This is a genomic window from Pseudomonas sp. NPDC086112 (assembly GCF_044746425.1).
Lineage (GTDB): Bacteria > Pseudomonadota > Gammaproteobacteria > Pseudomonadales > Pseudomonadaceae > Aquipseudomonas.
The window spans coordinates 403,150-423,308 of the sequence record NZ_JBIVCD010000001.1 but is presented as its reverse complement, the minus strand read 5'-3'; the positions used below and the strand labels follow the sequence as shown (position 1 = coordinate 423,308).

Here is a 20,159-nt window from a genome sequence, read left to right as displayed (position 1 = left end):
GGCGGGTTACTCCGGTCAGGCTTTGATGGTGAAGGAGTTGGCATAGGCGGCCGGATTGGAGCCGTCCCAGACCTTGCCGTCGATCAGGGTGCTACTGCGCAGCGGACTGCCCGGTACAGTCAGGCCAAGCTGGCTGGCGGCTTCGCCGTAGAGTTTTGTCTGGTTGATAGACTTGGCCACACCGGCGTAGTCCACATCCTCCTTGAGCAGGCCCCAGCGACGGAACTGAGTGAGGAACCACATACCGTCCGACAGGTAGGGGTAGTTGACGCTGCCATCCTTGCAGAAGGACATCGCATGCTCGTCCGTCCATTGGTTGCCTGACCCGTCGTCATAGTGGCCGAGGAAGCGTTGTTCGATCACTTCGACGGGCGCATTCACGTAGGCCTTGCCGGCAATCAGTTGGGCGGTGCTTTTTTTGTTCTCTACGCTGGCCTCGATGAACCGGCTGGCGTCGAGCACCGCCATGGTCAACGCCCGGGCGGTGTTGGGGTATTGCTCGACGAAGGCACGGGTGGTGCCAAGGATTTTCTCCGGGTGATCGGGCCAGAGTTTCTGGGTGGTAACGGCGGTGAAGCCGATGTTGTCGGCAATCGCCCGGGCTCCCCAAGGCTCGCCGACACAGAAGCCGTCCATGTTGCCCACGCGCATGTTGGCGACCATCTGTGGCGGTGGCACCACGATGGTCTTCACATCGGTCAGCGGGTTAATGCCGAGGCTGGCGAGCCAGTAATTGAGCCACATGGCATGGGTGCCGGTGGGGAACGTCTGGGCGAAGGTCAGTGGCGTGCCACCTTGCTTGACCTTGGCGGCCAGTTGCTCGCCATTGGTCACGCCCGCTTGCTGCAGCTGTTTGGAGAGGGTGATCGCCTGGCCGTTCTGGTTCAGTCCCATGAGCATGGCCATATCTCTCTGCGGCCCGCCGATGCCCAGTTGCACGCCATAGATCAGGCCGTAGAGCACATGGGCAGCATCCAGTTCGCCGTTGAGCAGTTTGTCGCGTACGCCGGCCCAGGAGGCCTCTTTGCTCGGCGTGATAGTAAGGCCGTATTTTTCGCCGAAACCCTGGGTTGCCGCCACCACGACTGATGCGCAGTCGGTGAGGGGAATGAAACCGACCTTCAGTGCAGCTTTCTCCGGCGCGTCGCTGCCGGCAGCCCAGACTGCGCTACGCAGAAAGCCCGGCGCGACAACATCGAGGGCGGCGATCCCGGCGACAGTACCTGCCGTCACCAGGGATTGCTTCAGAAAAGTGCGCCGGCCAGGGTGTACCGGATGTTGCGAGTCACGCTCATCAGTCATAACCACATCCTTTTTTTAGGGGCAAAAAAAAACGGCGTGCGCCAGGCACCCTCGATAGAGGGACCTGACGGACGCCGTTGTCCGGAAAGTGCAGCACGCCGCCATTGGCGTGCCGCATAAGTCTGTTAGTCAGTAGTAGCAAAGGGCTTGCCAAGTTTATGTCCGAGTTTTTTTATGCAAAAAAAATCAATTGGTACAAAGGCTTGAAGTAGTTTTGTGATGTTTTCTAAAAAGATATCGAAGGGGGCGTAGAGCCGGGGGAGAGCGAAGCACTGATCGCTTTTTGGGCAGCTTGGGTGCGAGGTGAACTAAAACAGCTCTCCTGCGCACCGTTGCGAAGTCGAATGGAGGTAAGCCTTAGCCCAGATCCCGGCGGATGGCGTCGAGGCGCTCGTCGAGCAAGGGGGTGAGCAGGGCGTAGCACTGCGCTGGGGAGATGGACACTGTCGTTGTACCGATCAGGCAGCGTTGCAGTCGTTCGAGAGCGTTGTGCAGCGAGCGGGGGGCATGCCTGAGCAAGCGCTCGTGCAGGTACTGCAATTGAACAAGCATTTGCAGTGGGCAATTCTGATGGGCGGCGGCGCGCACCGACAGGCCGCGCAGCCGCCCCAGGTCTTCCAGCTCCCAACAGCGCTCGGCGATGCTCGGGGGCTGCAGATTAAGCGCGCAGCGCCGCAGTTCGAGGTTCTGGATGGCGCCGAGCAAGTCTTGCAGCAACCGGCAATGGCCCTCGAAATCCGCAGGTTCGCGGCGTAATGCGTTCCAGGCCTGGCACTGTGCGCTATACGGCCATTCTTTCCAGCGTTGGTCGAGCGAATGACCCAGTGCCTGGCAACGTTGCTGTGCCTCGCGGGAGGTCTGTCCGCCGAGACCGCGATGCTGCTGCAGACCTTGCAACAGGTCGAGACCCAGCAAAAGCATCTGTCTGAGTCCCGCGTCGTTGTGTGGCAGACGGGTTCGTCGGGATTGCCCACCATCGAGTGCGGCGGCGAATTGTAGGTTCATGGGCGGTTTCCGACGGTGAGCTGGTTGAGATAATGGGTCAGGTCGTGCAGCGCATGGGTCCGCGTACTCTGCTCTTGCACCGTGGCATTGACCTGTTGCAACTGTTCGCTGAGGTCATGATTGGCTTGCTGGTGCTCGCTGAGCGCCTGCTGCATGGCGCCGAGGTGTTGCAGATTGATCTGGCTATGTTGAGCCAGGTCGTCGAGGTTGGCGGCGAGTTGCTCGCTCTGTTGGCTACCGGCTGCCAGCAGGCCGCGGTGTTCCTTGACCTCGCCATCCACTTGGCGCACGGCCATGGCGATCGCCGTCGCGGCTGTGGTGATTTCATGGGTAGCCCGGTCCGTGGCTTGGGCCAGGCTGCGGACCTCATCGGCGACCACGGCGAAACCGCGACCGTGCTCGCCGGCACGGGCCGCTTCGATGGAGGCATTGAGTGCCAACAACTGGGTCTGTTTGGCCAGTGCCTGAATGCTATTGACGGTGCTTTCTACTGCGCTGGTGCGCTGCAGCAATGCTTCCACGGCGTGTGCGGTATTGCCCAGGCTGTGCTGAATGGCGCGCATGCTGTCACCCACTGAACGCGCCTCCAGACAACCGGTTTCGCTCATGGTATGAGCGTTGGCGAAGGCTGCCAGCGCGCCCTGGGCCAAGGCATCAATGCTGTGTAAGGTCTGATCGATTTGCTCGCTGGCGGTGGCGATCATGGCGATTCGTTGGCTCTGTTCCTCACCTTGGTCGCGGGCCTGTTGAGACATTTGCTCCAGCGCACGACTGGCGAACTGTACTTCGCTGCGCAAGCGTTCGTTGTTGCGCAGTTGCATGCTGGCGGCCACCAGTAGCGTCGCTGGGTCGGCATCCCGGGAGCTGCGCAGCAGTTGTGCCAGTTCAGTGTCCCAGAATATCTGTAGATGGCGTTGATGACGCTCCCGAAGATGCCACGCGCCCCCCAGATAGAGGACGCCAGGTATCAGGGCCAGTGCGCTTGCTGGCTGTTCGGCCAGTGCGAGACCGCAGGCGCCGAGGGCCAACCCGAGTGGTAACCAGAGGCCGATCCTGGTGCGTTCGAGCAGGGCCATGCCAGGGTCGAACAATGACCGCAGGGCAATGCCAGCAGGGCGTGACTTGCCGACACCGCTGTGCGCAGGCGCGATGGCGTGACCCGGGGGGAGCATTCCTTGAGCAGGCATGAGGATTTCCTTTTATGCCGGGGTGAAAGCAAAAACGGCGCACGCCCACCTGTCGTAATGCGCAGGGGAGCGGACGCCGTTGTCCGTGATGTTTGCGAAGCCATCGTCGTTGATGGCTCAAGCCTGATCAGACCTAAGCAAGTTGTTTGCCAGCCGTGCCATCGACAACTTGTCAGCCTGTCGCTCGCGCAGTGGGAGGGGCGCCATTCGATGGCGATAGGGCTACGAAGGCAGAAAAGGCGATCAACGCACCAGTCGCGGGAATTTCCGAGCCGCAGTGCTCTGTTCTGGTTCGCGCAGGGCGTTAAGCATGTTTTCCAGAACGGTCGATCCGGCATCCCAGTGGCTCATGTATTGAGTTCTGCGCAGAGAAGAGATGGACAGGGTATTCAGCCATGATTAATCGCAAGTGCTCGATAGCTTCCAGGTATTTAAGATCGGCCTGCCGTCTTTTTCTCTGATACTGGGTGAACTTTTCCGCGTCCATGTTGGGCTGATCGAGAAGATCAAGGGCGGCGTGGCTCAAGTGATAGGCGTCGCTGAACAGTTGTTTGTTACGTTCAAGCGCCAGATTCAGGCAGGCTATCGCTTGATCGGAAGTCATCGTACCGTTCATTGCTGCGACCTCTTTTATGGGTGGGTTCCTGGATTTGGGGGGATGCCTGGCCCCTGTGAAAAGCGCTTGGGGCCTTTCAAGAAAACCCGGCCGAGTTGCGACTATCTACCGCGACGCCACACCTTGAGGTAGTCCACGCTGAAGGTGGAGGGCAGGTCGGCGTCGTCGACTACGCCGAACCACTGCCACATGGCCTCGCTGTCAAAGAGGATATGCATGGGGAAGAACCAGTGGGTGTTCTTTGCCTCGCGCACCAGTACGCCGTCGACGTACCAGCACAATGTGTCGGGCTGCCAGTCAAAACCGTAGACATGGAAGGCACTGGCCAGCCGCCATGGGCTGACCCAACTGCTGCCATCGCTCAAATGTTCGGTGCTGTGCGGCGTGGCCCAAACGTGGGCATTCATGTTGTAGCGACGGTCGAAGGAGGCGTTTTTGGTTTTGCCACCGATTTCGAAGATGTCGATTTCCGTGGCATTGTCGGCAAGCCCCGTAAACGCGAGCCAGAAGGCGCTGGAGCCGGCCGAGTCCATCGGTTTGGCGCGGGCTTCGTAGTAGCCGTAAAAACTGCGCTCGATCGTTCGGACCATCGCCGAGCTGTAACCTTCAAAGCCGAGTTTTACGTACTTTTGCGGCAAGGTTTGCTTGCGGAAAACGATGTTCAGATGGCCATCGCTCAGGTAAGCATTGTCCGGCATGAACAGCGCCGGTTTGCGCCCGAGCGAGTCGGTGCCAGTGGCGTTGTTGACGTGCCAGCGGCTGGGGTCAAGGGTCGCGCCGTCGAAATCGTCGGAGAATTGTGTGTCCAACCTCCATTGGCCGGCATTGCCCTGATCGGACAGCGGCAGTCCGGTGTGGGTCCGTTCCGGTACCTTTCCCAGCGGGCCGACGCGGGTCCAGGAATTGGCAGCCTTGGGAAGGGCGACGGACCACTTGTCCGCCAGGTACTGAAAGACGCGCTGCCGTTCCTCCAGGGAGGCGAGGTGCCGGTCGTACATCAGTATTTCGGCGATGTCGCCGCGCAAATGTTCGACGCTGCCGACTACGTTGCGCCCCACCGCGTACGGGCCGATGGGCACGTCGTTGAGTTCCAGGACGAAGAGGGTCGGATCGTAGGCGGTGCGCTGTTGCACGCTGATCGCGAAGTTCGGTGGCACGTTGTCGTTATCGGCGATTATCGGGCGCGAACTGAACAGTCGCTGCCAGGTCTCGCCGCCGCTTTGCTCGTTTAGTCTGCGTGACACGATCAATAGGGTAACAGGGCCTTTTGCCGTACGAATGGCCTTGCCAAGGAAGGCTGAAGTACCACTCAAGCGCACCACCGGATGGCCATTCATGGCGTTCTCCACACGCTGGGGGAGTGCGGCGTCTGCGCCATTGTCTACGGTAACGTCATTGGCTTCGCCGGACTTGTCGTGCCACCGCAGGAGGTGGTTCTGGGCATCGAGGGTCATAGTCGACGCGTCGGCGGCGTCGAGCCACAGCACCAGGCCGTTGGCCAGCGGCGGGGAAGTGCCCCCCGACGCGTTGCAAACGACCGATAGCAGGGTCGCCAAAAGAATGAACCTGCTCATACCCATTGCTTTAACGCAATCGATGCCGCCAATCCGGGTTGGGAGCGGTACCCATGCGGATTACACAATTGCCATCGCCAGGTGTCGATGATCATTTGCATCAGGTCGCGCTGTGCGTACCAGCCTAGATCACGCCCTGCCTTGGTGGGGTCGGCCCAGCATTCGGCGATATCGCCGTCGCGGCGCGGTGCGAACCGGAAGGGGATGGTAATACCGGTAATGTTCTCGAAGCTGTGGATGATCTGCAGCACGCTATGGCCAATGCCTGTTCCCAGGTTCCAGACGTGGATGCCGTTTGTGTTCTGCAACGCCCGCAACGCTTTGAGATGGCCATCGGCAACGTCGAGCACATGGACGTAATCGCGCACGCACGTTCCGTCGACAGTGGGGTAGTCGCTGCCGTACACCATGAGTTCGGGCACTTGCCTCATCGCGACCCGTGTCAGGCAAGGCAGCAGGTTGTTGGGTCTGCCATTGGGGTTTTCTCCGATCAGCCCGCTTGCGTGAGCACCAATCGGGTTGAAGTAGCGCAACACCGCAATGCTCCATTGCGGATCGGACAGGCACAGGTCGGTGAGCAACTCTTCGATCAGCAGCTTGGTGCGGCCGTAGGGATTGATCGGTTTGCCTGCGCCCATGTCTTCGATGAGCGGTATCTGCCGGGGGGCGCCATACACGGTGGCCGACGAGCTGAACACCAGTTTGAAGACCTCAGACCGGGCCATCGCATGGCAGAGATTGAGCGTGCCAACCACGTTGTTGGCGTAATAATCCAGCGGCTTGCGAACGCTTTCCTCGACGGACTTGAGGCCGGCAAAATGCATCACGGCGTCGATGTCGTAGCGGCTGAAAATATCGTCGAGCAGCTGACTATCGCGAATATCACCTTCAATGAAATCGACTCGCTTGCGAGTCAGATACTCCAGGCGCGTGAGCGATTCGCGGCAGCTGTTACACAGGTTATCGAGGACCAGCACCTGTCGACCGGCGTCAATCAGGGTCAGGGTGGTATGGGAGCCGATGTATCCGGCCCCGCCGGTAATCAACGTGGTTTTGTGCATGATGAGGCGTTCCTGTCACAAGGAAATTGCACGAGTCAGGAGAATGGGGTCCGGGAAGGGAAAAGGTTGTCGGGTGCGTCCTCTCAGCGGATGGTGAAAACCGATTTGAATTCTTGCGGCCAGCGCGGATGCATCACGCTATACGCCACGGCATAACTCAGTGCGCCAACCACGATGCTGTAGATCAGGTGCAAGTAGCCCTGAACACCCAGGCGGGGAGAAACCATCAGGACGATCGCCGCCATGACGAACGAAGCAATCACGCTGCGATAGTTGGTTTCGAAAAATCGCCGCCAGCCATAGCCGATTGCACTGTTCAACCCGCGGATTTGCAGTGGCGTGATGATCGCCATCCGGACCAGCAGGGCGAGGGCGGCGGCCATGCCGCCATAGAGGCTGCCGAAGCCATAAACCAGCGCCAGTGCCAATACGGTGGTTGCCACTTCGGCCTTGATGGTCAGGTGGCTGCAATTGACCGCGACCAGTGCGGTCGTGGCGTACATGGCGGTATTACCGATGGCTGCCGTGCATGCAAGCACTTGCAGCAGCACAATGGCCTCGGTCCATTTGGCGCCGAAGATCAACAGGATCAGATCGTGCGCCGTGAGTGCGATGCCGATGAACAGGGGCGTCAGCAGGAAGCAGCTGACGGCGGTCGAATCGCTGACGATCGTGCGCAACCGCGATGGATCGGCGCTGCGTCGGGCAAACACCGGCAGCGCATAGCTGATCAGGCCGTGATAGATCGCCGTGCGCGGCAGATCGATGATGCGCATCGCCATGTTGAACATGCCAACTGCGTTGGTGCCGGCCGTCATGCCCAGGATGACGGTGACCCCGCGCTGTAGCGTTTGCGAACTCAGCGCGTTGACGGCAACCGGTGCGCCGGCCCTCAACAGTTCGCGCAAGAGCGGGCCGTCAATGTAAAAGGCAATGCGGCGCGGGTCTGCGCGCATCAATACGATAACGGACACGAACTCCATGATCAGTGCCTGAGCAATGACCGCCCAGGCGCCCAATCCCCAGAGTGCGGCAGCGATGCCGCCCACGCCCCCGCACACCTTGCCCAGCAGCGTGCGCGACGCCAGCATCCTGAAGTTGCCGCTACGGCGCATTTGCGCCACATAGACCCGCGCCATCATGGTGAACAGGATTTTTACCGAGGCCACCGCCGTCATCCATTGCAGCATCGGGTGAGGCGTGTACAGCATCGCCGCGCCCGAGATGACGACGATGGACGCCAGGCTGACGAGTACCGACGCCCAGAAGGCTGTGGCGATGTGTTTGTCTTCCAGCCGCTCGAGTCGTACCAGCGGGTCTTCCAGAACCGAGGAATACATCATGCCGATCAACTCGACGATGGCAATGATGACCGTGCCCACACCCAACTCCGTGGGCGACAGCAGCCTGGCATACGCGACAAAGGTAATCATCGACAGGAAAATCAGGCCGAATTTCTCGGTGAAAATCCAGATCAATTTAACCAGACGGTGATTGGCCATGGCGGATACCGGCTCAATGAGCGGTGGTTGATGCAACTGCCTTGCGCAATGACTGGACGCATGCATAGAGCAAGCGCAATGTCGGTTTGCCGTTCCTGAAGATCAGCGTTTGCCAGGAGTACTCCAGCATTCGCCGGTATACATCGATCACCTGGGCATGCTCGCCTCTGCGGGAAAACAGTTCGAGAAAGTCGGAGTGGCTGCCCAGAGCGAAATCGATCCGTTGCTGCTTGCTCAACTGCGGGCCAAAGTGGGCGAGGAACGCTTCGATGAACCTGATCTTGTACGGGTAGTACCTTGTCGGTTGCGCGGTCATGTTGCCGCTGTTGACCATGCGCTGCATCAGCACCTCTGGCACGGTGTGAACCTCCCAGTGTTCGGCGATCCGGGTCCACATGAAACGGTCTTCGGAGTAACGCAGGCTGGCATTGAAGCCGCCGAGTTGCATGATCACATCACGTCTGGCCATCGCGGAGGACACGCCATTGAGGACGTTGGCGCGAATGAAATCATCGAAATGCCTACCGTTTTTTTGCCGGTTTTCCAGTATTCGCGTACCGTCGCTGTAGTCGTTGTGCACGTAGCAATCTATCAGCGCCACCGGCCGTCCCTGACGACTCAGTTCCTCAAACAGTGCCAGTTGTCGCTCCAGCTTTTGCGGATACCATCTGTCATCGGCATCGAGAAACGCCACATAAGTCTCTTCAGTGTGCTGCAGTCCGTGGTTGCGGGCACTGGCCTGGCCTTCGTTGGCTTGATGCAACAGCGTCAGGCGAAACGGCGCCGCGAAGTCCTTGACGCGTTGTGGTCCATCATCGGTGGAACCATCGTCGATGACGATGACGTGATCGGGTAGTCGGGTTTGCCCGGCCACGGACGCCAGTGTTTGCTCGATGCTGTCGGCGCCGTTGTACATCGCGATCACGACACATACCGTAGGGCGTGAAGAGGGGGCTTGGTCTGGCATGGTTATTTCTCCTTCTGTTACGCATTGGCTGAGTCGCGTGGTAATGCCTTGCCAGGCGGACGCTGACCCAGGGTTGGCCGTGACCACTCGGGGTATGTCGCGTGGTGATGCCGAAAGGACAGGGCGAGGACGCAGAACACCAGAAACTCTGCGGAGCGGTAGTTGGGAACGACATACGCCACATAGTTGGTGAGCATGAACGCTCCGATGATGACCATAGCGCTGGCGTGAAACCGCGCCGACTGATCCGCTACCACGGCCCGGTAGTGTTTGATCAACGCCTCGATCAGCATCAGGATCAGCGCTGTCAGCTGGATGACACCGCCGTTGAGCAAGGTCTCCATGTAGCCGCTGTGGGCATTGCCGATGTAACCCCAGCGGTTGATGAATGTCTCGGCGTCCGGGCTGGACCAGAAAGCGCCGAAGCCGTAACCCTTGAGGAATTCGGCGTCGATCAGCGGTGTGAGCAAGTCCCAGATCAGCGTGCGGTCGGTGAGTGATGCATCACGCCCCATCAGTTCCAGCAGCAGGGTGTAATTGCCGTATAGAAACAGGCAGATCAGCAAATAAATGAATGTGGTAGCGAGGAATGCTGTCAGTGAGCGGTTGATGTGCAGGCGAATCAGCGTGAGGAAGTACCAATAGCTCACGGTGCCGGCAATAATCAGTGCGATTGCCGTGGCAGATTGGGCCAGCGCAATCGCGATCAGCGAGAATAATGAGTAGACGATGGCCCAGGGATTGCGCTGACGGATCATCGGCAGCAGTAACAGAATGGCGATCGCGTTGATTCGGGCAGCGGCATTTTTTTCCGGGAAAATCCCCTTGAACGCACCGTCACGAATGCCGCCATCAATGAAGACGATGTCGGGCCTTACCAGCGCGAATATCAAACCGAACAACGCTACAGCGCCGATGGTGCAGCCGAGCATGAAAGCGATTTTCTCGAGGCTGTAGTTGTAGGCAATGAAACCGGCAAAGAACACCACGCTGATCAGCGCCACAAACCGTTTGAAACTCAACATCGGGTCGTAGGACCAACTGATCGATACGGCCAGGCTAAGCATGAATATCAGCAGGAAGGTGTTGTTCCTGTAAAAGCTTTTGCTGATGAAGACCTTGTTGCGGATGAAGAAGAACAGCGGAACCAGCAGGGTGATCAGGCCGCAGATCTGGTTGACCACGTTGCCTTCGAGGTCTCTTTCGGCGGCGTCCAGATTCGACGTATCAGCCAACCCGAAAAAAAATCCGATGACCTGGGTGTAGAACAGCACGCCGAACAATGTGAAAGCGTCGCGCAGGGTGGTGTACCTGACTTCCAGTTTGTTCATCACGATTGATTCCCTAGCAAGGCATCGAGATAAGTCTTCGCCGCGCACGCACTCACAAAACGGGCAGCGGCATCGATGCGCGCCTGGCGGTGTGCATCACGCGGCAACGTCAGTTCCACGGTGATCGCCTGGGCCAGTGCGTCAGGGGCATCGACCGCCACCAGCGGGGCGATCGCGCCATTGTCGAGAATCTCTTGCGGGCCATAGGGGCAGCGGGTCGATACCACTGGGGTGCCCGTGGACAGGGCCTCGACCAGCGCGTTGGGACTGCCCTCGAAACGCGACGACAGCACAAAGCAATCGGCCGCTGCCACCTCGGCCAATGGATCGCTGGTATAGCCCGGCAGATCGAAGCGGTCGGCCACGCCCAGGGCAATGGCCTGCTCGAGCAACTCGGCTCTGAGCGCGCCTTCGCCGAAAATGATCAATCGAACACTGGGATCGGCTAATCGGGCAAAGGCATCGAGTAATACGTCAAAGCCTTTTTGCTGTGCCAGGCGACCTACAGCGACAATCACCGGGGCGGTTTTTTTCGACAGCCAGCGATGGTTTGGACGTCCCGGCGTCTTGTCGCGAAAATCGTTGTCGAGCACCGGGTTGTCAGCGATGGTGACATCCTGCGGGCGCGTGATGGTGGTGTCGACCAGGTCCTGAGCAACACCGCGCGAGACGCAGATCACCGGATTGGGGATGAGCCGATACAGCAGTGGTGCCAACAGATAGGCGATACGCACCATCAATGCCGGATTGACGTGTCTGTCACGGGAAAACGCGTTGCGTTCGCTGACATGCAGGCGCGCCAGCGTACCTGACAGCGCAGCCGCGGCGATGGCTACGACATTGACATGGGTAAGGGCGGCCAGTTGTGCGTCAAAGCGATTGTGGCGAAGAAAGCGTGCCAGCGCCGGCACGGCTCTGGCGCTGCGCGCACTGTGCAACTGCACCTGTTTGACCCGGGGGTCGAGGCACAGCGAGTTCACACCCGTGCCGGTGAGCATCAACAAGGTCACGTCATTGCCTGCGTCAGTCAGCGCACCGGCGAGCCGCGCCATCATTTTTTCGGCGCCGCCGCCATTCAAGTCCTGCAGAATAATCAGCAGTCTTTTCATTGATTCCAAACCTGGTAATACGCTTGCGCGGCATGTTGACTGGTGTACTGTCGGACGGCTTCAGCGGCCACTTCCCGGCTTGGTGTCGCCTGGCTTTGCGAAATCAGGCTGCGCAGCATCCCTTCGGCCAGCGCCGGTACATCATTGACCTTGACCAGATCGCCAAGGCGGCCGTTATCAAGCAGTTCCCGGGGCCCGGTTTCACAGTCGCAGGCCAACACAGGGGTGCCCAGCGCCAGGGCTTCGATCAGCACGGTCGGCAAGCCCTCATGAAACGAACTCAGGATCAGCAGTCTTGCCTGTCTGATAAAAGGGTAGGGATTGCTCAGGAAACCGGTGAAATGCACACGGTCCTGGATGCCCAGGCGGCTGGCCTGTGAGGTCAGCGCGGCGAGTTGCGGGCCATCGCCGATGATCACCAGATCCGGCAGCGCAGCACGGCGCAAGGCCAGGGCATAGGCATCGAGCAGCAGGTGGAAACCTTTCGGTTCTATCAGCCGTCCCACTGCCAGCCAGAACTGCGCCGGCAAACCGGTGAACATGGGCGTCTGTGCGGCACTGAGCAGTTGCTCGGTGACCACAGCATTGGGGCAATAACGAATGCGTTCGCGACCCCAGGGCACCAGGTCAGAGAGGGACTGGCGCAAGCCGTTGGAAACCGTCACTACCTGGCCGTTGCCGCAGAGGTACAACGCATAGAGCAGGCGCAAGGTGGCGGGGCTGATTTTTTGTTCACCGCAATCCAGTGCTGCATGACGGCTATAGATGACCTTGCAGGGGCTACCCAAGGTGGCAAACCAGGTGCAGAGGTTGGCTTGTTCTTTGGCTGCGATGAGGTGAGTCACTTGTTCGCGACGAATGATCCGGCGCAGCAATACGATGGACTTGAACAGGCCGACAATTCCATTGCCGCCGCCATTGAGCGTGGCCGTTCCTTCATCGTCTGGCGTGTCGCCATTCATGACGAAATAACTGACACGCTGACCATCTTTCAGAAACTGTCTGGCCAGGCGTTGCTGGACACGCTCGAGGCCACCATCGGGCTTGAAGTCCTTGAGGGTGAACAGGATATGCATGGTCGTGGCTCGGTACTGGATGTTCAGGGATAAGTGATATTGATGGTCACTTTTCGCCGGATGATCATCACCAACAGATGAACAAAATTGGTCGGGTAATCGATCAGGTAGCGTTTGATGGTGTGCGGTTCGCGGTACATCCGATAGAACGCGCGCAGATGCAGGCGGTTGATCAGTTCAGGGTAATAATCATGCGTTGCCGTGGCTTCTTGGCGAATGAAACCGCCACAGGTGAATGCCACACCGTTGAAGCCGGCACGCAGGGCATCCTGCTCGAACTGTTCCTGAAGCCCGGCGCCCAGGCCTACGATCAGGATATTCGCTTCACTGCGGCAGATGTCTGCCAGGATGCACGCGGCCTGCGCTGCATCGAAATAGCCATTGTGATGCCCGGCAATAATCAGCGTGGGATAGCGAGCCCTGATCTTATCGAGGAACAGGTCCAGTTCGGCTTGCCGGGCACCGACAAAATAGAGGCGCTTGCCGTGTTTCTCGGCATAACTGAACACAGAATCGGCGATGGACGTGAAGTCGAAGCTGACCCGGCCGATCGCGCGCCCGGTGATGCGCGACATGAAGGTCGACATCAGCATGCCGTCGCAAAAATAGGCGATGGAAGTCGGGGGGCGGTCGAGCAGACCGCCGACGGACGCAAAATTGATGAAGGAAAATGCCTTGTTGGCGTCCAGCAGAGTGGGTGCGTAATGCCCGATTAATTCCAGGTCGATCATTGGCTGGGCCTCAGGGTCAACCGACCCTATTAATAGATGTCTTTTGAGAACAACGTAAAAGGCGTCTTGACCAGAATCTTGATGTCCAGCCACAGCGACCATTGGTTGATGTAGTTGAGGTCCTGGGCGACGCGCTGCTGCATTTTTTCCAGCGTCTGGGTTTCACCTCGATGCCCGGTGATCTGGGCCAGACCGGTGATGCCCGGCTTGAGGCGATGACGGGCCATGTAGGCGCGAACTTTGCCGGTGTAATAAATGTTGTGCGTGACGGCGTGCGGTCGCGGGCCGACCAGGGCCATTTCGCCGAAGAGCACGTTGAACAGTTGTGGTAGTTCATCAATGGAACTACGGCGCAAAAAGCGCCCAAGCGGAGTGATGCGCTCATCATCGCGGGTGGCCTGACGCACTTCGTTGTCGTCATGCACACGCATCGTCCGGAACTTCCAGACCTTGATCACCTCAGCGTTGCAGCCGTAGCGATTTTGTTTGAACAGCACTGGGCCGGGCGAAGACAGCTTCACGGCGGCCGCCACGATCAGCAGCAAGGGGCTGAGCACGATAATGCCCACGGCGGCCAGGCTACGTTCGAACAGTTCTTTGCAGAGCAGGCTGCCGGGGTGCGAACTGATCAGGCTTTCATTGAGGTAGATGGCGGGCATTCGCTCTATTTCCGAGATCGAATGATTGAGCAGCACCATGCTGCCGAAATCCGGGATCCAGACCACGTCGACATTCACGTCCAGAAGATCGATGTACAGCGCCTCGATGATGGCGGCTTGTGCCATCGGCAAAACGATATAGACGCGGCGTACGTGCAGGCGGGTGATGATTTCGCGAACCTCGTCGATACGCCCCAGCAGCGGCAGAATGCTCGGGGCCGGGCCGGTATGGTCGGCGGTTGCGATAAAACCCAGCAGCGGTACGCGATTGCGCCTGGACAGTTTTCTGGCCAGCGTATGTGCGGTCGGACAGGTCCCGATGATCACCGCGCGGCGCTCGTTGCAGAGCTTGTGTGAATGCAGGCGGGCCAGGTAGTGCAGGGGCAAAAAGCTCGCCGCCTGGATCAGGTAGCCCAATACGGCCCAGACGATGATCACCTGACGGGAGAAAATCACGCTGGTCTGAGTGACGAAGGCAATGCTGATCAGCACGGCCAGCAAGATCATCCAGGCCGCCAGCAACCGTGCGAGCCCTGACAACCATTCATGACGCTTGTGATAAACCTGCATGACGCTGTAGATCGGCACCGAACCGAGCACGGTGAGAATTATCAGCACACGGTATTCACTGGTCAGGCTGCCAACGCGCCAATACACCAGCAACATCAGCAGCAGGTTGACCAGACTGAGCGCGCACAGCCATTGGCCCCAGAAGGTCAGACCTCGGCGGCGCGTCATTTGAGCGGCGTAGAGCGATGTCATCGGCGTAACCTCCGGGCATGGGTTGGACATCGGCGCCAAACATTGCACGCCCTCGTTCCCGCACGCTGGTATAGCTCGACTGGGATGAAGCAGTTTTTAGTAGATGTTTGAAGGGGGCTACGGGTGAGACAGACGCAAGGTGCTACCTGGACAGGTAGTCATAGTTCTGGAACGTATCGGAATGGCTGTAGCCTTGTTTTCGGGCCTTGCTCAGGTCAACCTGGTTAAGCACCACACCGAACACCGGTGCATGGCTCTGCTGCAGGTTCGCAAGGCACTTTTGTACTTCGCTGACAGGCGTGCTTTCGGCCTTGATTACGTAGATCACCGCGTCCGAATGCTTGGCCAGCAACAGTGCATCGCTGACCATTTGTGCCGGGGGGGAATCGATGATGATGCGTTGATACCGCGACTTCAGCGCCTCAAGCATTGGGGCCAGGCGCGTCGAACCCAGCAGATCCAGCGGTGGCGGCGACAGTTTTCCGGCCGGCAGCATGTCGAGGTTGCCGACAGAACGGATACAGTCCTCGAGCCGCGCAGTGCCCGCCAGGACGTTGGCCAATCCCGGGCTGTCTGCCGGGAAATCGAAGTTGAGCGAAAGGCTGGGTCTGCGCATATCGGCATCGATCAACAGGACCCGTTCCAGCTTGGCAAGGGAGTAGGCCAGGTTATTGGCGATGGTGCTTTTGCCTTCTTCGGCCATGGTCGAGGCAACAAGTACCACCTGTGACGGCATGTCGCCGCCGTGCAGCATCAACCAGGTGCGCAGGTTGCGAATGGTCTCGCAAAAGCGCGGATGGTCGTTGTCGTCGAACAGTCGCGCGAGTTGCCGGCGGCTTTTCCTCATGACGAGCGGCACGACGCTGAGCAGGGGAACGTCAAGCGTACTTTCAATGGCTTCGTCGCTCTTGAAGGTTTTGTTCAGGGTTTCGGACAGCAATGCCAGCGCTACCCCGATCAGCGCAGCCACGACAGCGACAATCGCCAGAATCAGTTTTTTACGCGGCTTGCTGGGTTCCAGAGGAACAATTGCAGGGTCGACGATGCGTGCCTTGGTGGAGTCCATGTCTGAGGTGGCCGCGGTTTCTTTCAAACGGGTGATAAAGGTCTCATACAGCGCGCGGCTGCTGTCGACTTCACGCTGGAACTCACGCAGTTGAAACTCCTTGCGCGAAATATCCTGTAGCTGCGCCTTGTTGCTGTTGAAGGATTTGCGCAGTGAGTTTTCATTGGCTTGTGATAGCTGATATTCACGCTCGATACCGGCAACCACCTGCTGAACCTGCAAGCGCAAACTGTCGGTAGCCGTCCGCAACTCGGCACGGGCGCCAGCAAGGGTCGGATGTTTTGGACCATAGCGCCCGGACAGCTCCTCGACCTTGGCTTGGGCCTTGGCCTGTTGCGCCTGGAATTTCTGCACCAAAGGGTTACTCAAGACAGCCGGAACACTGGAAAGCTTGCTCAGGTCACCATTGCTCAGGGCCTGTACCTGGCGGAACTGGCTCTCGGCCTCTGCCAGATTACGACGGGCATCGATCATGCGGTTGCCGGTCATTTCCAGTTCATTGGCGCTAATGGTGGCGACACCACCGACGTCGACAAGGCCTTGTGCTTCCCGGTAACCCTGAAGTTTGTCTTCGGCCCTGCGCAGGTTATTGCGCAACTCGATCAGGCGTGAGTTCATCCAGCTGGTGTTGGTCAGCGAGGACTTCAGGCTGTTATCGAGCTGGCTATCGATGAAGCCTTGAGCAATTGCATTGGCAGTAGCGGCTGCCAAACCAGGGTCGGGCTGCTCCACCTCTATTTTGATCAACTGGCTCTTGCCGACGAACTTGACGGTGGTGTGCCGCATGAGGTTCTGCGTGACTTCATTGAAGATCTCGGCTTCGGAGGGCATCACCTGCACGGGGGTCAAACGGCCCAGTACTGGCAGCCATTGACCAAGCTCAAGCGTTGCCAACCATTTGCGCGGCGCAAACCATGACTGCGGTTGCTGGCGTGGATCAGTCACCGGGTGCGTGGTCAGGTTGAGCTTTCTGACTGCCCGCTCAGCGAGATCGCGCGATTGCAGGAGCGCCAATTGTGTTTGCAAATAATCGACGGTACCGGCGCTCGAATCCGTGACTTGCTGGAAGGCCAACAACGGTGGCGTTTTCTCTTTGATCAGTAACGTGGTGCTGCCGATGTACTGCGAAGGAATGAACGACAGCGTAACCACCGCCAACACACAGCCAAACAGGACCCACCAGCAGATTTTCCAATGGGCGCGCCAGATAACCCTCCAGTATTTGAGCAGGTCAATGGTGTCCTTTTCCTCGCTGTACTGCTGATGTTGCGGCACACGCGGCTGGATCGGACGTTCGACATATAGGCTAGGGCTGTTGTCCATGATTAGAAAAAGCCTTGTGCAATGGATATGGTGTCACCGGGGCCGATGGCAGTGCTGCGCGTGATGTTGTCGGTCAGCGGTGGGGAGCCATCGCCTCGCACGATGGTCACCCGCTTGATCGAGGCTCGTTCGGTCAGGCCGCCGCCCAGGGCAATGGCTTTCTCCAGCGTCAGCCCGGGCTCGAATGGATAGCTGCCGGGTTTCTGGACCTCTCCATTGATGTAGAACGAGCGGTAGGCGATCAGGTTGAGGCTGACCTTGGGGTCGACCAGATAACCTTGCTTGAGCCCGTCGACGATGAGTTTTTCTACCTGCTGGGGCGTGAGTCCCTTGGCGGCAATGTCACCCAGAAATGGATAGGAAAACATTCCGGCATCGTTGAGGCGGATTTTTTCGAAGCTCAGGTCCCGCTCACCGAACACAGTGATACGCAATACATCGCCGGCTGCCAGTTTGTACTGGGCGCCGGTGTCTGCTGCAAACGTCACGGGCAACAGCCACGGCACGAACAACAAGCCAAGCATTCGCGAGTTCATGGGGAAAACCTCTTCTCTTAGAGACTTACGTTGAAGCTGAGCAAGAAGATGTTGCGTTCAAAACTCTGATTGTCGACATCGGAGTCATCATTGCGGTAGCGATAGCCCAGCTGGATATCCAGCCAGCGGCGCATTGCGTATTCCACGGCGAGGTTGTAGTCACGAAGGTCGTCAGTTCGGTCCTGCCCCTCGTACTCATAACGGCCAAGGCCGACTTCGGCCACTGTGGTGATGCGTTCCGTCCAGCCATGACGCCAGCCGACCAGCGCCGTGGTGGTCTTGACGGCATCAGCACCGTCGTCGCCCTCGGCCATGGCCTGGCGGGCAACAAAGGAGAAGGTCGAATAGGTGCGTGGTTTCCAGCGCAGATCCACTTGCCAGGTCGGGTTGCTGAGGTCATCGACATCGCTGTCGTCGAAGTTCTTGCGCTCATAACCAACACGGACTTTGCCGGTGGTGCGTGCGGTGAAATCCCATTCGGCACCGGCGAGGACCGCATCGGATGTGCTATTGAGGCGGCTGTTGGACTCGTAATCAAAGACGGTATGGTCGTATTCCAGTAATCCACGTGTATTGCTGCCGATGCGGTGGTACCACGTGGTGGTCAGGCCAGTGGTATCGCGCTCTTTGTCGTCGTTGATGCCATCTGAGTTGTCGTAGCGAAGTTGGGCGTAACTGGCGCCCAGATCAATCTGATTGGCAGCGCTCCTGGCGCCGTAGGTATAGAGACCGTTGACGCGGTTACTGCGAATCTTGTCATTGATGCCATCGACAGCGGTCGACGTTGTACGCTCATATTTACGTGCTTCCGCATCAAGTTTCAGTCGATGGCGGTCGGTGAATTCCATGATGCTATTGAGGCGCAAGCGTTGCGCCGTATTCGAGGCATCCGAGTCGTCATGATAAATGTACCGGGTAGGCTGCCATATGAGTCGGGTAGCACTGTTGCGGTCTTCAGCCTTGAGTTCGAAAGTGGGCGCCACTTTTGTCACCATAGAAGACTGCGCCCGCTCCAGTTCGCGGAAGTTGTCATCATAACTTTCTGAAAACAGCAGGGTAGGGGTGAAGTCGAACCCATAAATATCAATGGACTGGGGATCAAGACTCCAGGCCGTTCCGGGACACAAATAGATCATGAACAGTGCGAAAGGGCCGCGGGTCTTGAGAGTCATATCATTGCTCCAAGGGGTGAGTTCAATGACTATAGACCGGAAAAACAGTGGGTAAATACGGCTGTGTAATGCCGGCAGCAATCAATAATTCATTGGTCGGGCAGGAGTTTTCAGGTTTAATCGGGGCGGGGTTAAATAGTTAATACTGGCGCTGGCAATAACAGACTCTAATTTGAGTTGCGCAGCTTGTTATAAGATGCAAAAGTTAAAAAAGGCAATGATATATTTATAGATAAGGCCGAGATCGCGCAATGTCAGTTAATGGCACGCGGACCTGATGCTCTCTATTCAAAAAGTGAAGAAGGATCATGACTCGTTCATCACCTAACATGCTCAGGAAAATACCTTCCAGTGTCGACAGTGGTCCTCGGGTTATTTGCAGCGTTTCCCCAGGTTTGAACGGTTGAGAGGCCTGCATTACGGGTGGCTTAAAACACCGGGTACGCAGATGCTCGATGACATCGTCCGGGACGATTGCCGGGCCGTGGTTGAAGTCGACGAGGCGGCTGACACCGCGGGTAGAACGCAGGGGCGCCCATTTGTCGTCATGGCTCAGCTGAATGAAAAGATACCCCGGGAAGAGAGGTTCGAGCGATTGATGGGGTTTGCCATGAATCAGGCGCTCGCTAATAATTTGCGGACAAAATATAACGTAGTTTTGTCGCAATAGATTGATTTGTGCCCGTTCATCCTGGCGCGGCTTGCATTGCAAAAGATACCAGTTGGAACCTTGGGTACTCGTCAGCATTCTGGCAAGCTCCGGAATATGGGTTAAGCATGCCTGTTCACGCCTCAGCAATGCCACTGCCCCTCCAATGAACGCTTTAGAGTAGGTGGAATTGCGAAAGTGTTAAGTCACTGGAACAGGTGTGTCAATAATGAAACATGTAATGGGCAAGTAACGATAGAACACCCAAGTCAATAATTTGGCGTGAGCGCCGTGCAGCTAGTTTGCTTTGTTGGACGGCGCTCAAATAGAACTTTTGATTGAAAAGTGTAAAGGTTACTTAACGCTATCAGTGATATCGATGTGTCATCAGATCGTTGCGATGGGCAAAGCTACCGCAGGGTCCGAACTCTCGGTCCTATGAAAAATAAACACTGTCTATCGTGAACTTAATCGCTGGGGGCTGACGTATATCTATTAAAGGAATTACATCTTTTTATACGTCGACCCTGT

The 20,159-nt window shown here is 57.9% G+C and carries 17 protein-coding genes; all 17 read right to left on the bottom strand.

The window, feature by feature from the left end:
• Window positions 1-15: 15 nt before the first annotated feature.
• Window positions 16-1,302, bottom strand: a complete 1,287-nt coding sequence (locus ACIPLA_RS01880; protein WP_401170923.1) for a CmpA/NrtA family ABC transporter substrate-binding protein — start codon at window positions 1,300-1,302, stop codon at window positions 16-18.
• A 357-nt stretch (window positions 1,303-1,659) separates the two neighbouring features.
• The gene (locus ACIPLA_RS01875; protein ID WP_218395049.1) at window positions 1,660-2,307 is read right to left on the bottom strand and encodes a hypothetical protein; all 648 of its coding nucleotides are present in this window, start codon (window positions 2,305-2,307) and stop codon (window positions 1,660-1,662) included.
• On the bottom strand, window positions 2,304-2,870 hold the full coding sequence (locus ACIPLA_RS01870) for a methyl-accepting chemotaxis protein (protein WP_371317122.1): 567 nt from the start codon (window positions 2,868-2,870) through the stop codon (window positions 2,304-2,306). The genes ACIPLA_RS01875 and ACIPLA_RS01870 overlap by 4 nt, the downstream gene beginning before the upstream one ends.
• A gap of 928 nt (window positions 2,871-3,798) precedes the next feature.
• Window positions 3,799-4,110 (bottom strand): hypothetical protein, encoded by a 312-nt coding sequence (locus ACIPLA_RS01865; RefSeq protein WP_401170920.1) that lies wholly within the window; start codon window positions 4,108-4,110, stop codon window positions 3,799-3,801.
• 101 nt (window positions 4,111-4,211) lie between these two features.
• Entirely contained in the window at window positions 4,212-5,684 is a 1,473-nt protein-coding gene (locus ACIPLA_RS01860; protein ID WP_401170918.1) for a family 16 glycosylhydrolase, read from the bottom strand.
• Window positions 5,681-6,745, bottom strand: coding sequence for a UDP-glucose 4-epimerase GalE (galE, locus tag ACIPLA_RS01855; RefSeq protein WP_401170915.1), 1,065 nt, complete (start codon window positions 6,743-6,745; stop codon window positions 5,681-5,683). The genes ACIPLA_RS01860 and galE overlap by 4 nt, the downstream gene beginning before the upstream one ends.
• Before the next feature lie 83 nt (window positions 6,746-6,828).
• A complete protein-coding gene (locus ACIPLA_RS01850) occupies window positions 6,829-8,247 on the bottom strand; it encodes an oligosaccharide flippase family protein (RefSeq protein WP_401170913.1) in 1,419 nt (472 codons plus the stop codon).
• A 13-nt stretch (window positions 8,248-8,260) separates the two neighbouring features.
• Window positions 8,261-9,214, bottom strand: coding sequence for a glycosyltransferase family 2 protein (locus ACIPLA_RS01845; protein WP_401170910.1), 954 nt, complete (start codon window positions 9,212-9,214; stop codon window positions 8,261-8,263).
• 17 nt (window positions 9,215-9,231) lie between these two features.
• Window positions 9,232-10,545 carry an O-antigen ligase family protein gene (locus ACIPLA_RS01840; RefSeq protein WP_401170907.1) on the bottom strand — a complete coding sequence of 438 codons (1,314 nt, stop codon included), beginning with the start codon at window positions 10,543-10,545 and terminating at the stop codon, window positions 9,232-9,234.
• Window positions 10,545-11,654: a glycosyltransferase gene (locus ACIPLA_RS01835; protein WP_401170904.1), complete on the bottom strand. Its 1,110-nt coding sequence runs from the start codon at window positions 11,652-11,654 to the stop codon at window positions 10,545-10,547. Before ACIPLA_RS01835 ends, ACIPLA_RS01840 begins: the two co-directional genes overlap by 1 nt.
• A complete protein-coding gene (locus ACIPLA_RS01830) occupies window positions 11,651-12,730 on the bottom strand; it encodes a glycosyltransferase (protein WP_218395040.1) in 1,080 nt (359 codons plus the stop codon). Before ACIPLA_RS01830 ends, ACIPLA_RS01835 begins: the two co-directional genes overlap by 4 nt.
• 23 nt (window positions 12,731-12,753) lie before the next feature.
• On the bottom strand, window positions 12,754-13,461 hold the full coding sequence (locus ACIPLA_RS01825) for a WecB/TagA/CpsF family glycosyltransferase (RefSeq protein WP_401170901.1): 708 nt from the start codon (window positions 13,459-13,461) through the stop codon (window positions 12,754-12,756).
• A 29-nt stretch (window positions 13,462-13,490) separates the two neighbouring features.
• A complete protein-coding gene (locus ACIPLA_RS01820; protein WP_401170899.1) occupies window positions 13,491-14,882 on the bottom strand; it encodes an undecaprenyl-phosphate glucose phosphotransferase in 1,392 nt (463 codons plus the stop codon).
• A gap of 142 nt (window positions 14,883-15,024) precedes the next feature.
• Window positions 15,025-17,271 carry a GumC family protein gene (locus ACIPLA_RS01815; protein ID WP_401170896.1) on the bottom strand — a complete coding sequence of 749 codons (2,247 nt, stop codon included), beginning with the start codon at window positions 17,269-17,271 and terminating at the stop codon, window positions 15,025-15,027.
• 2 nt (window positions 17,272-17,273) lie between these two features.
• On the bottom strand, window positions 17,274-17,807 hold the full coding sequence (locus tag ACIPLA_RS01810; protein WP_401170893.1) for a polysaccharide biosynthesis/export family protein: 534 nt from the start codon (window positions 17,805-17,807) through the stop codon (window positions 17,274-17,276).
• A gap of 17 nt (window positions 17,808-17,824) precedes the next feature.
• Complete coding sequence (locus ACIPLA_RS01805; protein ID WP_401170890.1) at window positions 17,825-18,979, bottom strand: outer membrane beta-barrel protein; 1,155 nt, start codon at window positions 18,977-18,979, stop codon at window positions 17,825-17,827.
• Window positions 18,980-19,205: 226 nt separating this feature from the next.
• Window positions 19,206-19,727: a transcription/translation regulatory transformer protein RfaH gene (gene rfaH / locus ACIPLA_RS01800; RefSeq protein WP_401170889.1), complete on the bottom strand. Its 522-nt coding sequence runs from the start codon at window positions 19,725-19,727 to the stop codon at window positions 19,206-19,208.
• Window positions 19,728-20,159: the final 432 nt, after the last annotated feature.

Excerpts from the sequence above, each read along its gene's own strand:
- ACIPLA_RS01880 (WP_401170923.1), bottom strand. The coding sequence starts at position 1,302 with ATGACTGATGAGCGTGACTCGCAACATCCGGTACACCCTGGCCGGCGC.
- ACIPLA_RS01875 (WP_218395049.1), bottom strand. The coding sequence starts at position 2,307 with ATGAACCTACAATTCGCCGCCGCACTCGATGGTGGGCAATCCCGACGA.
- ACIPLA_RS01870 (WP_371317122.1), bottom strand. The coding sequence starts at position 2,870 with ATGCGCGCCATTCAGCACAGCCTGGGCAATACCGCACACGCCGTGGAA.
- ACIPLA_RS01865 (WP_401170920.1), bottom strand. The coding sequence starts at position 4,110 with ATGAACGGTACGATGACTTCCGATCAAGCGATAGCCTGCCTGAATCTG.
- ACIPLA_RS01860 (WP_401170918.1), bottom strand. The coding sequence starts at position 5,684 with ATGAGCAGGTTCATTCTTTTGGCGACCCTGCTATCGGTCGTTTGCAAC.
- galE (WP_401170915.1), bottom strand. The coding sequence starts at position 6,745 with ATGCACAAAACCACGTTGATTACCGGCGGGGCCGGATACATCGGCTCC.
- ACIPLA_RS01850 (WP_401170913.1), bottom strand. The coding sequence starts at position 8,247 with ATGGCCAATCACCGTCTGGTTAAATTGATCTGGATTTTCACCGAGAAA.
- ACIPLA_RS01845 (WP_401170910.1), bottom strand. The coding sequence starts at position 9,214 with ATGCCAGACCAAGCCCCCTCTTCACGCCCTACGGTATGTGTCGTGATC.
- ACIPLA_RS01840 (WP_401170907.1), bottom strand. The coding sequence starts at position 10,545 with ATGAACAAACTGGAAGTCAGGTACACCACCCTGCGCGACGCTTTCACA.
- ACIPLA_RS01835 (WP_401170904.1), bottom strand. The coding sequence starts at position 11,654 with ATGAAAAGACTGCTGATTATTCTGCAGGACTTGAATGGCGGCGGCGCC.
- ACIPLA_RS01830 (WP_218395040.1), bottom strand. The coding sequence starts at position 12,730 with ATGCATATCCTGTTCACCCTCAAGGACTTCAAGCCCGATGGTGGCCTC.
- ACIPLA_RS01825 (WP_401170901.1), bottom strand. The coding sequence starts at position 13,461 with ATGATCGACCTGGAATTAATCGGGCATTACGCACCCACTCTGCTGGAC.
- ACIPLA_RS01820 (WP_401170899.1), bottom strand. The coding sequence starts at position 14,882 with ATGACATCGCTCTACGCCGCTCAAATGACGCGCCGCCGAGGTCTGACC.
- ACIPLA_RS01815 (WP_401170896.1), bottom strand. The coding sequence starts at position 17,271 with ATGGACAACAGCCCTAGCCTATATGTCGAACGTCCGATCCAGCCGCGT.
- ACIPLA_RS01810 (WP_401170893.1), bottom strand. The coding sequence starts at position 17,807 with ATGAACTCGCGAATGCTTGGCTTGTTGTTCGTGCCGTGGCTGTTGCCC.
- ACIPLA_RS01805 (WP_401170890.1), bottom strand. The coding sequence starts at position 18,979 with ATGACTCTCAAGACCCGCGGCCCTTTCGCACTGTTCATGATCTATTTG.
- rfaH (WP_401170889.1), bottom strand. The coding sequence starts at position 19,727 with ATGCTGACGAGTACCCAAGGTTCCAACTGGTATCTTTTGCAATGCAAG.